General features: G+C 67.5%; 13 protein-coding genes. 6 read left to right on the plus strand and 7 right to left on the minus strand.

The annotated features are described in order from the left end of the window. The first annotated feature begins 72 nt into the window (after positions 1 to 72). From edd to HCU64_RS12970, 3 genes are all read left to right on the plus strand, one after another. Positions 73 to 1,896, plus strand: a complete 1,824-nt coding sequence (edd, locus tag HCU64_RS12960) for a phosphogluconate dehydratase (RefSeq protein WP_233384372.1) — start codon at positions 73 to 75, stop codon at positions 1,894 to 1,896. 84 nt (positions 1,897 to 1,980) lie between these two features. Beyond that, a complete protein-coding gene (gene eda / locus HCU64_RS12965; RefSeq protein WP_233384374.1) occupies positions 1,981 to 2,595 on the plus strand; it encodes a bifunctional 4-hydroxy-2-oxoglutarate aldolase/2-dehydro-3-deoxy-phosphogluconate aldolase in 615 nt (204 codons plus the stop codon). A 265-nt stretch (positions 2,596 to 2,860) separates the two neighbouring features. Beyond that, positions 2,861 to 3,937, plus strand: coding sequence for a hypothetical protein (locus HCU64_RS12970; RefSeq protein ID WP_233384375.1), 1,077 nt, complete (start codon positions 2,861 to 2,863; stop codon positions 3,935 to 3,937). A gap of 62 nt (positions 3,938 to 3,999) precedes the next feature. Here HCU64_RS12970 and speG read toward each other — a convergent pair whose 3' ends face one another. Genes speG through apaG form a run of 3 tightly spaced genes read right to left on the minus strand, consistent with a single transcriptional unit; the run spans position 4,000 to position 6,132 of the window. After that, positions 4,000 to 4,569, minus strand: coding sequence for a spermidine N1-acetyltransferase (gene speG / locus HCU64_RS12975; protein WP_233384376.1), 570 nt, complete (start codon positions 4,567 to 4,569; stop codon positions 4,000 to 4,002). Continuing rightward, complete coding sequence (gene argE, locus HCU64_RS12980; RefSeq protein WP_233384377.1) at positions 4,566 to 5,762, minus strand: acetylornithine deacetylase; 1,197 nt, start codon at positions 5,760 to 5,762, stop codon at positions 4,566 to 4,568. Before argE ends, speG begins: the two co-directional genes overlap by 4 nt. Next, positions 5,740 to 6,132 (minus strand): Co2+/Mg2+ efflux protein ApaG, encoded by a 393-nt coding sequence (gene apaG / locus HCU64_RS12985; protein WP_233384378.1) that lies wholly within the window; start codon positions 6,130 to 6,132, stop codon positions 5,740 to 5,742. The genes argE and apaG overlap by 23 nt, the downstream gene beginning before the upstream one ends. A gap of 217 nt (positions 6,133 to 6,349) precedes the next feature. Here apaG and HCU64_RS12990 point away from each other — a divergent pair, with 217 nt between their 5' ends. From HCU64_RS12990 to HCU64_RS13000, 3 genes are read left to right on the plus strand one after another with little or no spacing between them, the layout of a single operon-like run. Beyond that, a complete protein-coding gene (locus HCU64_RS12990) occupies positions 6,350 to 6,703 on the plus strand; it encodes a hypothetical protein (protein WP_233384379.1) in 354 nt (117 codons plus the stop codon). A 43-nt stretch (positions 6,704 to 6,746) separates the two neighbouring features. Continuing rightward, positions 6,747 to 7,841, plus strand: a complete 1,095-nt coding sequence (locus HCU64_RS12995) for a 2'-deoxycytidine 5'-triphosphate deaminase (RefSeq protein ID WP_233384380.1) — start codon at positions 6,747 to 6,749, stop codon at positions 7,839 to 7,841. A gap of 12 nt (positions 7,842 to 7,853) precedes the next feature. After that, positions 7,854 to 8,447 carry a DsbA family protein gene (locus HCU64_RS13000; RefSeq protein ID WP_233384381.1) on the plus strand — a complete coding sequence of 198 codons (594 nt, stop codon included), beginning with the start codon at positions 7,854 to 7,856 and terminating at the stop codon, positions 8,445 to 8,447. Between the two features lie 23 nt (positions 8,448 to 8,470). Here HCU64_RS13000 and HCU64_RS13005 read toward each other — a convergent pair whose 3' ends face one another. The 4 genes from HCU64_RS13005 to pgl form a co-directional block, all read right to left on the minus strand. Further along, complete coding sequence (locus tag HCU64_RS13005) at positions 8,471 to 9,535, minus strand: class I SAM-dependent methyltransferase (RefSeq protein ID WP_233384382.1); 1,065 nt, start codon at positions 9,533 to 9,535, stop codon at positions 8,471 to 8,473. 156 nt (positions 9,536 to 9,691) lie between these two features. Continuing rightward, a complete protein-coding gene (locus tag HCU64_RS13010; RefSeq protein ID WP_233384383.1) occupies positions 9,692 to 10,495 on the minus strand; it encodes a DUF1194 domain-containing protein in 804 nt (267 codons plus the stop codon). 102 nt (positions 10,496 to 10,597) lie between these two features. Then, positions 10,598 to 11,095: a hypothetical protein gene (locus HCU64_RS13015; RefSeq protein ID WP_233384384.1), complete on the minus strand. Its 498-nt coding sequence runs from the start codon at positions 11,093 to 11,095 to the stop codon at positions 10,598 to 10,600. Between the two features lie 154 nt (positions 11,096 to 11,249). After that, on the minus strand, positions 11,250 to 11,981 hold the full coding sequence (gene pgl / locus HCU64_RS13020; RefSeq protein WP_233384385.1) for a 6-phosphogluconolactonase: 732 nt from the start codon (positions 11,979 to 11,981) through the stop codon (positions 11,250 to 11,252). Positions 11,982 to 11,987: the final 6 nt, after the last annotated feature.

Raw genomic sequence — 11,987 nt, forward strand, 5'->3', positions numbered from 1 at the left:
CAGCAGGTCGGCCACCACGTCCTTCGAGGAGGCGGCCGGCCGCGCCGGATCCTCGAGCAGAGCTTGGATCGCATGGCCGACCTTCACCCCGAGATCGCCGCCGTCACGGAGCGTGTCGTCGCGCGCTCGCGCGGCACGCGCCGCGCCTATCTCGACCTGATCGAGCGCGAGCGCGAGGCTGGCGTCCATCGCCCGATGCTCGCCTGCGGCAACCTCGCCCACGGCTTCGCGGCCTCCGGCGAGGACAAGAAGGCGATCATCGCGGGCCGGGCGATGAATATCGGCATCGTCACCGCCTATAACGACATGCTCTCGGCCCATCAGCCGTACGGACGCTATCCGGACCAGATCAAAGTCTTTGCCCGTGAGGTCGGCGCCACCGCTCAGGTGGCGGCCGGCACGCCGGCGATGTGCGACGGGGTCACCCAGGGCCAGCGCGGCATGGAGCTGTCGCTGTTCTCCCGCGACACCATCGCCATGTCCGCCGCCGTCGGCCTGAGCCACGGCATGTTCGAGGGCGCGCTGCTGCTCGGCATCTGCGACAAGATCGTGCCCGGCCTGATGATCGGCGCCCTGCGCTTCGGTCATCTGCCGATGATCCTGGTCCCGGCCGGCCCGATGCCCTCGGGGCTCGCCAACAAGGAGAAACAGCGCATCCGCCAGCTCTATGCGGAGGGCAAGGTCGGCCGTGCGGAACTGCTGGAGAGCGAGTCCGCCTCCTATCACGGAGCTGGCACCTGCACCTTCTACGGCACCGCCAATTCCAACCAGATGATGATGGACGTGATGGGCCTGCACATGCCCGGTGCCTCCTTCATCAACCCGGGCACCAAGTTGCGCCAGGCGGTCACGCGCGCCGCCGTCCACCGGCTCACCGAGATCGGCTGGGGCGGCAACGATTACCGCCCGATCGGCCATTGCGTGGACGAGAAGGCCATCGTCAACGCCATCGTCGGGCTTCTCGCCACGGGCGGTTCGACCAACCATGCCATCCACCTGCCGGCGATGGCGCGCGCCGCCGGCATCCTGATCGACTGGGAGGATTTCGACCGGCTCTCGGCCGCCGTGCCGCTGATCGCCCGCGTCTATCCGAACGGCGCCGGTGACGTGAATCACTTCCATGCGGCTGGCGGCATGTCCTACGTCATCGCCAGCCTGATCGATGCGGGGATGCTGCACGACGACATCCTGACCGTCTCCGGTGCGCGGCTGCGCGACCATGCCCGCGATCCCAAGCTCTCAGGCGAGGATCTGGTCTTCGAGGACGCCGTCGCCGACAGCCTCGACGACACGATGCTGAGGAAGCCCGCCGCCCCGTTCCAGCCGGATGGCGGCATGCGGCTCGTGAAGGGCAATCTCGGCCGTGCCACCTTCAAGACGAGTGCCGTCGACGCCGCGCGCCGGACGATCGAGGCTCCGGCCCGCGTCTTCGACGACCAGGACGACGTCATCGCCGCCTTCAAGGCCGGCGAGCTCGAAAAGGACGTCGTGGTGGTGGTGCGCTTCCAGGGGCCCCGCGCCAACGGCATGCCGGAACTCCACAAGCTCACGCCGCCCCTCGGCGTGCTGCAGGATCGCGGCTTCAAGGTCGCGCTGGTGACGGACGGCCGCATGTCTGGAGCCTCCGGCAAGGTCCCGGCGGCGATCCATCTCAGCCCCGAGGGCGTCGGCGGTGGCCCGATCGGCCGCATCCGCGACGGCGACGTGATCCGGCTCTCGGCGGAGGAGGGGGTCCTCGAAGCGCTGGTCGATCCGGCCGAGTGGGATGCCCGCGAGGACGTCACCCGGCCCCCGCCCGGTCTCGGCACCGGTCGCGAGCTCTTTGCCTTCATGCGGCACGGAGCCGATGGCGCCGAGCAAGGTGCCTCGGCGATGCTGGCGGCGGCGGGACTTTGACCAAACGCAACGCCGGCACATTGGCTCTGGATGGCTTTGCCTCCGGGGCTGCAATGGCGTCGAGACCGATCTGAGGAGACACGCATGGCCAACGACATCGACGCGCTGATGCGTTCCGTCCCCGTCATCCCCGTCCTGGTGATCGAAGATGTGGCCCATGCCGCGCCGATCGCCGAAGCGCTGGTCGGCGGTGGTCTCGTGGCGTTGGAGGTCACCCTGCGCACCCCCGCGGCCCTCGACGTGATCCGCGAGATGTCCAAGGTTTCCGGCGCGGTAGTCGGCGCCGGCACGGTGCTGAACCCACGCGATCTCGACGCGGCCCTCTCGGCCGGCGCGCGCTACATCGTCAGCCCCGGCCTCACCGCGCCGCTGACGGAGGCCGCGGCGAAGACCGGCGTGCCCTATCTGCCGGGCGTCGCCAACGCCGCCGACATCATGCGCGGGCTCGACCACGGGCTCGACCGCTTCAAGTTCTTTCCGGCCGAGGCCTCCGGCGGCCTCAAGGCGCTGAAGGCACTGGCGGCCGTGTTCGGCAATGTCCGCTTCTGTCCGACAGGGGGCATCACCGAGACCACAGCGCCGGAATGGCTCGCACATCCATCGGTGCTGTGCGTCGGCGGTAGCTGGGTCGTGCCGGCCGGCAAGCCCGATCCGGACGCGATCCGGAGAGCGGCGGAAACGGCCAGTCGTCTGCGCTGAGCACGACGGGGTCGCGACGATATCCCGTCGCCCTCTCCTCAGGCGATGAGGCCTGCCGTCGGGCATCCATGGCCATTCGCTATATTCGTCTTGATATCGCGAAGATAATTCGAGCAGACGGATCGATCATTTCGCATCCTGACAAGATTTATAAGGTCAAGCTTGCGTCGCAAGCGAGGTCAAATCCACTCAATACAAAAAATCTCGAAACCCTTTTCGCACCCCCGACGTTTCGAACCCAGATTTGAACTCGGAGGAACGTCTGATGAAGAGAGTTGCGATTGGTCTAGCCGCACTTCTGCTGAGCACGTCTGTCTATGCTCAGCAGGGTGGCAGCGGTGCTGGCACCGGTGGTGCGGGCGGCGGTGCTGCAAAATCCGCCATGGGAGGCGGCCAAGGCGGTGGGGCCGGCGGTGGTGCGGCCATCCGTGGTGAGGGTGGCGGTGCGAGCGCCGCGCAGGCCTCTCGCGGAGGCGACAAAGGCGGCACAACCGGTGGAGCGGCAGAGAGCCGGAGCGCCGGAGCGGGCTCGGAGCGCGGCGCCGACAAGGCGGCCTCCAACGAGCGCGGCGGCGCGATGCGGGAGGAACGCGGCGGCCATGGCGCTAGGGCCGAGCATGGCGGCCGAGGCGAGCGCTTAAGCGAGCGCGGCAGCAGCCGGGTCGACGTCCGCACCTCGTCGCGCGAGCATGTCGATGGCGGCCGCCGCAGCGGGCGCTTCGTGTTCATCGGCGGCCAGCGCGTGGTCTACGGTTCGCCCGAGTATCGTCGGCTCGTCATCACCGAGCGCAGCGGCGGTACGCGCGGCAAGCGCTACGTGATGGTCAGTGGTCACCGCGTGATCTACGGCTCGCCGGAATACCGCCGCCTGATCGTCACCGAGCGCCGCGGTGGCACCCGTGAGCGCTACGTCACCATTCGCGGCCAGCGCGTGCTCTACGGGTCGCCCGAGTATCGTCGCCTGTCGGTGAATATCGGCGGACGCGGCGGCTTCGAGCGTGACCGGGTCTCCACCCGCACCAGCGTCTCGACCCGCGAGAACTTCCGCGGGCGCGACGAGCGTAGCGGACGCCGAGCCGAGCAGACCGAAGGCAGCAAGGGCATGACCCATGGCGGCCAGGGCGGCATGCGCAACGCCGGCAACGACGCCAAATCCGGTGGCGGCATCCGTAACGTGTCGAACAAGGGCGACAACGGTGGCGGCATCCGTAACGCCGGAGGCGGCAACGCTGGTGGCGGTACTGCCGGTGGCGGCCGTGGCTCCATGGGCGCTGGCGGCGGCAGCGCGATGGGTAAGAGCGGTGCAGGCGCCGGTAACGGTGCGGGCGGCGGCCGAAACTAAGCCGCGCTTGCGACTGTAGGCAAACGGGGAGGGGCCGGAGACGGCCCCTCTCTTTTTGCTGCTCAGGTCTTCAGCACGGGCTCGCTGACGTCGCCGCTGCCTCGCTGGGCGAGATAGTCGGGCTGGAACAGGCACATCCGCACGGCATCCCGGTAGCGGCCGTTCACGAAGAACTCGTCGCGCAAGACGCCTTCCGGCTTGAAACCACAGCGCTCGTAGATCCCCACGGCCCGCGTGTTGTCCTTGTCGACGTGCAGATAGAGCTTGTGGATGTTCAGCACGCTGAAGGCGTAGTCCATGGCGATCCGGGTGGCCTGCCAGGCGTATCCGCGCCCCTGGAAGCCCGGATGGATAGCGATCTGGAACTCGCAGCGCCGGTGCAGGTGGTTGATCTCGACGAGCTCGATCAGTCCGGCCGGCTCGTCGGCAGCGGTCGCGATGATGAAGCGCCGCTCCGTCTGGTTGTGGATATTGCGTTCGTAGAGCTGCTGGAGTTCGGCGAAGGACTCGTAGGCCTCCTCGAACCAGTAGCGCATGATGCTGTCGTTGTTGTTGAGCTGATGCACGAAGCGCAGATCCTCGCGCTCCAGCGGCCGCAGCTTCACGGCCCAGACCGGCGCCTTTCGAGTCACGCGGCGCATTCCGACAACAGACGCTGCATGAAGGCCTCCCCTCGCTGCAGCTCGTCCAGGGTGATGAACTCGTCGGGCTGATGCGCCTGGTCGATCGAGCCTGGCCCACACACCACTGTCGGCAGGCCCGCCTGCTGAAAGCGGCCGGCCTCGGTGGCGTAGGAGACGGAGATGGTGCGGTTGCGCCCGGCGAGCCGCAACGCCAGGGTTTCGGCCTCTGAACCAGGATCGGGCGCGAGGCCCGGCACCGCGACCTCTTCCACCGTTTCGATCCGCCCGTAATCGCCGTAGCGGTTGAGCCGGCCGGCGAGCACACGCTCGCTCGCCTCGGCGAACAGCCGCGGAATCTCCGCCATGTCCAGATCGGGCAGGCCGCGAAACTCCCACTCGATGCGGCAGGTCTTGGCGAGAATGTTGCGGGCGGTGCCGCCCTGGATCGTGCCGACATGCACCGTGGTGGCGGGTGGATCGAACCGGCCCGAGGCATCGCCGCGCGCGATCATCGCGTCGGAGATCCGGTTCAGCTCGGAGACGAGATCAGCCGCCGCCGCCACGGCGTTGGCACCGAGCGACGGCTTCGAAGAATGCGCCTCGTGGCCGTGCACGACCGTATCGTAGGTCACGACACTCTTGTGCGCGTCCGCCACCTCGAGCCCGGTCGGCTCGCCGACGATCACGGCCCCCGGACGCGGCAGGTCGACGCCGAAGCGGGCGATGGTGTCGAGCACGCCGAGGCAGCTCACCTCCTCGTCGTAGGAGAGCAGGATGTGGATCGGCCGCTTCAGTTCGGTCGCCACGGCATCCGGCACCAGGCCGAGCGCCAGCGCGTCGAACCCTTTCATGTCGACGGCACCGCGGCCATAAGCGCGCTCGTCGGCGATGCGAAGCGTGAAGGGATCCGAGGTCCAGGCCTGCCCGGTGACCGGCACCACGTCGGTATGGCCCGAGAGCACCACGCCGCCGTCGATCATCGGCCCGAGAGTGGCGAAGATGGCCTCCTTGTCGCCGGCCGCGTTCGGCACGCGGACATACGGGACGTTCCAGCCGTCCAGATAGCCGGCAACAAAATCGATCAGGGCGATGTTCGATCTCGAACTCTCGGTGTCGAAGGCAACGAGCCGTTCGAGGAGTTCGAGGGTGGTGAACCGGCTTCCTTCGCGCGTCACGATCTCAGTGGACGCTGCGGCGGACATGCGGCGAATCGAGCGAGAAGGCCGGGATCTCCGCCTCGAAGCTGTCGCCGCCGATGATCGTCATCGTATAGCTGCCGGCCATGAGGCCGTCTGGAGTCGTGAGCGGGCACCCGCTGGTGTAGCTGAACGACTCGCCCGGGCCGAGGAAGGGCTGCTTGCCGACGACGCCGGCCCCGCGCACTTCCTGGCAGGCACCGTGGCCGTCGATGATGCGCCAGTGGCGCGAGCGCAGCTGAACCTTCTCACTGCCGTTGTTCACGATCTCGACCGTGTAGGCGAAGAAGTAGCGGCTATCGCCGGGAGACGATTCCTCCTCGACGAAGCGAGGCTCGACGGTCACCGTGATGCCGCGGGTCTCGGCCTTGTACATCGCCGGAATGGTCTCCCTCGCCCATCGCAAGCGGTGACGCGACAACCGCAGAGCCTCGTGGTACGTGGCGCCTGGAGTCCCGTCAATCGCGGCGAAGTACGTCGGAGTTCTCTTGGCGCAAGCCTCATCCCAGGCCCTGCATCCTCGAGTTGCCGACGCCTCCCTTTCCTATTGCCTAGGGTGCGCTGGGCTGCTCGCGGTGGCGGCGGCTTTCCTCTTGCATGCCCCCGCAACGAATGGGCCGGCGAGCCTCGCCCTCGCCGTCGCGATCGTGCTGGATGCTGCCTCGCGACTGACCGCAGCCGCCCTCTCGCGGCGCTCCGGGCTGGCGCTCGCGATGGGCGGCCTGCCCTCGCTGGTGCTGCCGCTCGGCGCGATGCCGGGCCTCGCCGCCGCCCTCCTGGCACTGCTGCCGCTCGTGGAATCGGGCCGGTTTCCGATCGTCGCGAGCCTGATCGCAGGGTTGATCGCCATGGGCGCGCTTGCCCGCCTCTCCTTCATCCGCAGCGTCCTGTCCCGCACGGGGACGGCGGCGCGCGACTCACGGGCAGGGCTCCAGGACCCGCCATGACCTCTCCCGCACCCTCCGGGGCCAGTTCCAAAAAGATCGAACGATGACAGGACGTGCGGCCGCGCAGGACGGCATCCTTTCGGCACGCGGCATCGCGGCCTTGACCGAGGCGGGCGCGATCAAGCCTGAACGGCCCTACGCGCCAGACCAGATCCAGCCGGCGAGCCTCGATCTGCGTCTCGGCGCCCGCGCCTATCGCGTCCGCACGAGCTTTCTGCCGGGGCGGGGACGCACCGTCGGCACCTGCGTCGATGGGCTGGCGCTGCATCCGGTCGACCTCACGGTGGGCGCCGTGCTGGAGACGGGTTGCGTCTACATCGCCGAGGTACAGGAGCACCTCGCACTGCCCGACGACCTCTGCGCAAGTGCGAACCCGAAGAGTTCCACCGGCCGGATCGACGTGTTCACCCGAGTGATCACCGACCGGGCCGCGGCCTTCGACCAGGTCGAGGCCGGCTACCACGGGCCGCTCTACGCCGAGATCTCGCCGCGGACCTTCCCGGTCCTGGTCCGGACCGGGACGAGGCTCTCGCAGATCCGCTTCCGCCGGGGCGAGCCGAGGCTGAACGATACCGAGTTGGCCGCCCTGCACGCGCGCTCACCCCTGGTGAGCGCAGCCTCGCCGTCCTTCACCGGCGGCGTGGCGGTTTCGGTGGATCTCGCGGGCTTCGACGGGCTGATCGGCTACCGCGCCAAGCGCCATACCGGCCTGATCCACGTCGACCGGCCGGGCGCTCACAAGACCGCCGAGTTCTGGGAGCCGCTCGTCGCCGACGGCAGCGGCACGCTGATCCTCGATCCGGGCCAGTTCTACATCCTGGCCTCGAAGGAATCGGTACAGGTGCCGCCCGACCACGCGGCCGAAATGGTGCCGTTCGACCCGCTCGTGGGCGAGTTCCGCGTCCACTACGCCGGCTTCTTCGATCCGGGCTTCGGCTATGCCGGGGCAGGCGGGGCGGGGGCACGCGCCGTGCTCGAAGTGCGCTCGCGCGACGTGCCCTTCCTCCTGGAGGACGGGCAGATCGTCGGCCGCCTCGTCTATGAGCGCATGGCCGAGACGCCCGAGGCCCTCTACGGCGCAGGGGCAGGCTCGAACTATCAGGCGCAGGGCCTGAAGCTCTCGAAGCATTTTTCCTGATAGGCTGCCCGGATGAAGCGCCGGGCCTTCCTCGCTATCCTCGCCGCCGCCGGCCCGGCGCTGGCCCGAGCGGGCACGGTCGAGGCCGACGATCCGGCCGCTCCCCATGGCGGCAACGAAAGTGGCGACGTCCTCGTCGTCGCGTTCTTCGACTACAATTGCCCGTTCTGCCGGCGCGCCGAGCCGGAGCTGCGTCGCTTCATCGAGACGGATGGGCGGATCCGCCTCGTCTACAAGGACTGGCCGGTTCTGAGCGACGCCTCCGTTGTCGGCGCTCGCCTCGCTTTGGCGGCGGCCTATCAGGGCCGCTACGAGACGGCCCATCGCGCCCTGATGGCGGCGCCCGGGCGTCGCATCGCACTGGACCAGATGCGCGCGATCCTGCAGGGTGCCGGGATCGACATGACCCGGCTCGACGCCGACGCGGCAGGTCATGCGGGTGAGATCGGCGCGCAACTCGCCCGCAACGACGCCCATGCCCGCGAACTCGGCCTGACGGCCGTCCCGGCCATCCTCGTCGGCGGCCGACGGGTCGTGGGCGGGTTCGACCAGGAGAACTTTTCGGAGTTCGCAGCGCTGGCGCGCGGCGGCGCGCCGGGCCGGTAGGCCGGGATCGCCCGGCAAGAGCCCTATGCCGGTGTCATCAGGTAATAGCCCGTATCGCGAGGCAGCGACATCTTCGCCGCCATCGCGCCCGCCTTCAGGCTCGATCTGACGAGCGATCCGAGATCCGTAGGCACCAGAGCGACGGAGGATTTCCGCTTCGTACTCACGACACGCATGCCGTTCTCTCGCGTCAGATAGTCGATCGTCTTTGGCGAGTAGGTATTCAGATGTTCGAGCGGGAGGATCGAGATGTACGTGTAGTCGGCCATGGACAAGCGCCGGCCTGTGATCTGCTTCTGATGAAACGGCGATTCCTTCGGGATCCCCTTGCTCGCCAAGGTCGCCTCAAGGTTCCGATGATGCGGAACCGCCAGCTTGAAGATGCCATCCGTCGCCGCCGATAGCCTTTTGAAGGTTCCCGCCGGATCGACGAGGTGCTCGAAGACCTGCTCGGTGTGGACGATGTCGAAGCGCATCCGATCGATGTCATCGTCGGAAATGATCTCGACGCCGATGCCGGCCGCGATCGCTTTCTTGGCGTCACCCGTTTCCGTCGCGAAGACCGTCGCGCCGAGCGCGCGCGCGATCCTTGCCCATCGTCCGTGTCCGAATCCGTAGTCGAGAAACCTGATCTTGCTCGGGTGCTTTCCGTTTATACGTGCGCACCATCGAAACAGCACACCGAGTTCCCCGGCCAGCCGCTCGAAATTGTCGATCGTCAGCCGCTCCTCTTCCAGGCGATCGAGGCCGTCGGGTGCGATCATCTCATTGTAGATGCGATCCAGGACATGGTCGTTCGGCACGTTCTTCTGGTAGATCAGCTTGCAATCATCACATTTGCGGAGTTCGTAATCCGTGCCGTCGAACAGAGACCAGTCGACGATTCCCTGACTGCGATAATGGCTCGAAATAAGATCTTTGATGGGGCTGGACGTCAAACCGCATTCATAGATCTTGGACGTCGCACGACTTGCACAAATTGGGCAAACTGCTCGTTCGAAGAAGAATTTGGTATTACAATGAGACATGCCATACCCATCGTTGTATGATTGTATCGCGCTTTGAAATATAGCCTGCCGCGTCGTCAAATGATGGGAGGCGGGCCGCCATGTCCGTCGCAAGTTGCCATGGATTCGATCGCGAGAACGGCATTCTGCCAGTGTGTGGACCGTAAAGCGTCGTGGCCTGCACCCTGGTCAGTAGTCCTCCGAGGTATAACGTCGTGCCAGGTGCGATCGGATCGCCTATCGGCTGGCCAACGTCGGGGCAGTCCCGTCGATCGTCAGCCCGCTGATTTCCAGGACGAATTTCTGTCGCAGGGCGCGGGCGAAGTCGCCGTAGCCGTGGGCCGCCATGAGGAAGGCACCGGGGCCGCCGACCACGCTCTCGCGATACCAGCGGTCGAGCGTCGTGCCCTCGCGATAGGTGCCCTTGGGAAGCTCGCGCAGGCCATAGCCGGGCGCCCGAAACGCGCCGACGCCGACAACGTCGTTCTCGCCAGGAACCAGGATCGGCAAGCCGTTGATGGTGCTGCCGGTGGCGAGGAGCCGCTCGCGCTGCTCGCGCAGATCGTCCGGGTCCATGCAATTGTCGATGCCGTCCCCGGACACGTCGACCACGGTGCGGTCGGCCTGGACCGGCAGGCTCGGCACCACGCTGGCGGCAACCGAGCGCATCATTCCCCCCAGGCAGGTGAAGTTGCCCTGCATGCGTGGCACGATACGGACGAGGGCGGCCACCGTTGCGGCATCCTCCTTCGAGGCGATGCGGCGCCACTCGACGGCAACACGTGCCGTATCCGCCCAGGTCACCATCGAGAAGTAGATGCCGCCACTGCCGGTGATCGCAGAGATCACGGTTGGATCCTCCAGCGCCTCGGCGATGCCTTCCATTTGCAGCTTGTAGCGTCGCTCGTCGACCGAGTTGGAGACATCCACCGAGACGACGAGCGCAGTGGCGACGCTGTCTGCCGCCCGCAGCGGCGACGCGAAGGTCGACGCGCCGAGCAGCGCAGCGACGCCGACCAACGGACCCAACCCGAACCGCATCAATGAGGATCCCCGAGACCGTGCCGATGATCGGCCGAGAGGGCAGGGTGCACGGGCGCGGCGCGAAGGGCTAGTGAGACTTTCGACGATAGGATGCCGAGCCTATTGGGCTCCGAGAGCAGCACTGCGGCTGCCGGGGCTCCTGCGCGCGGCAGACCGCGCTGATGGCTTCGGCGCAGCGACACTCATGTCGAGATCCTCTCCAGTGGCCTCGAGCACCGGCAGCGCATCGAGTTGGAACAGCGCCGGCTCGACGGGCGCTGCCGTCGGAGCGGCTTCGGCGGCATGCACCGGCTCCGCCGCCGGCAGGATGGCGGCGGCAGGCGCTGCGACGACTTGAGGCTCGGCTGGCGCAGGCGCCTCCGATGCTGCAAGCGCGACGGTGCGCGGCTTCGCAGGCATTGGCTGCGCGACCGCCGTCACCGGCGAAGAGGCAGCGGGCTGGTGCCGCGTCAGATGCGGAATCAGGACAAGGCCGGTCGCGATGATGGCTGCCGCCAATGCCAGCGCGGTGAGCGGCACCGGGTTGCCGTCGGCGGCTGAAACGGCCTTCAGGGGACCGGGAACGATGCGCGCTGAGCGCCCCAAAAATCTCGACATGAACTCGTTCTCCGGCCGTCGCCAGCCATCCATGTCGACAACCCGTTAGAGGTTGCGGCGAAAATGTGGCGGCCGGCATGCCGCGGTTCGGCCACCCGTTAGCAACCTGCTGGCGCGCCGGGGATTTCGCCGGTCGATGCCGAGGAGCCACAGATCAGGCGTCGGCAGCGGCCTTGTCGATGAACCATTCCAGATGGCCCTCGCTTCTGGCCCGGCCCGACGGAAGGTCTTCGCCGGCGGCGAGTCGCGACAGGGGATCGCGCTTGCCGGCCCCGTTCACCAGGAAGAGGACAGACCGGGACGAGGCGATCGCCGGGAAGGTGAGCGTGATGCGCGGAACGAAGGGCTCCATGCCCGCCTCGGGGACAGGTGCAACCCAGGCCTTGGTCTCCTCGACGGCCGGCTTGCCCGGAAACAGCGAGGCGGTGTGGCCATCGCTGCCGAGGCCGAGCAGGACGAGATCGAAGAGTGGCCGGGCCGGATCGAGCGTCTCGGCACCGTAATACTGCTGGAGGGTGCGCTGGTAGGCACGCGCGCCGATTTCCGCCCCCTCGTCGGACGCGATGAAGTGGAAATGCGTTGGTGGCAGCGCCGCGCCGTGGCCGAAGGCCTCGCGCACCATGCGCACGTTGCTCAAGGGGTCGTCCCAGGGCACGACCCGGTCGTCACCGAAAAACCAGTGCAGCCGCGACCAGGGCAGGCGATCCACATAGGCCTCGCTCGCCAGGAGCTCGTAGAGCCGTTTCGGCGTCGAGCCACCGGACAGGCAGATCGCGATGCGCTCGCTCGCAGCCGTCTCGGCGATGGCGACGAGATGATCGGCAGCAGCCCGCGCCGTCGCCTCGGCATCGGGCAGGAGCGTCGTGTTCGGGGGCAGGGCGATCATCGCCGA

The sequence above is a fragment of the Methylobacterium sp. C25 genome, assembly GCF_021352225.1.
In the GTDB taxonomy this organism is placed as follows: Bacteria; Pseudomonadota; Alphaproteobacteria; order Rhizobiales; family Beijerinckiaceae; genus Methylobacterium.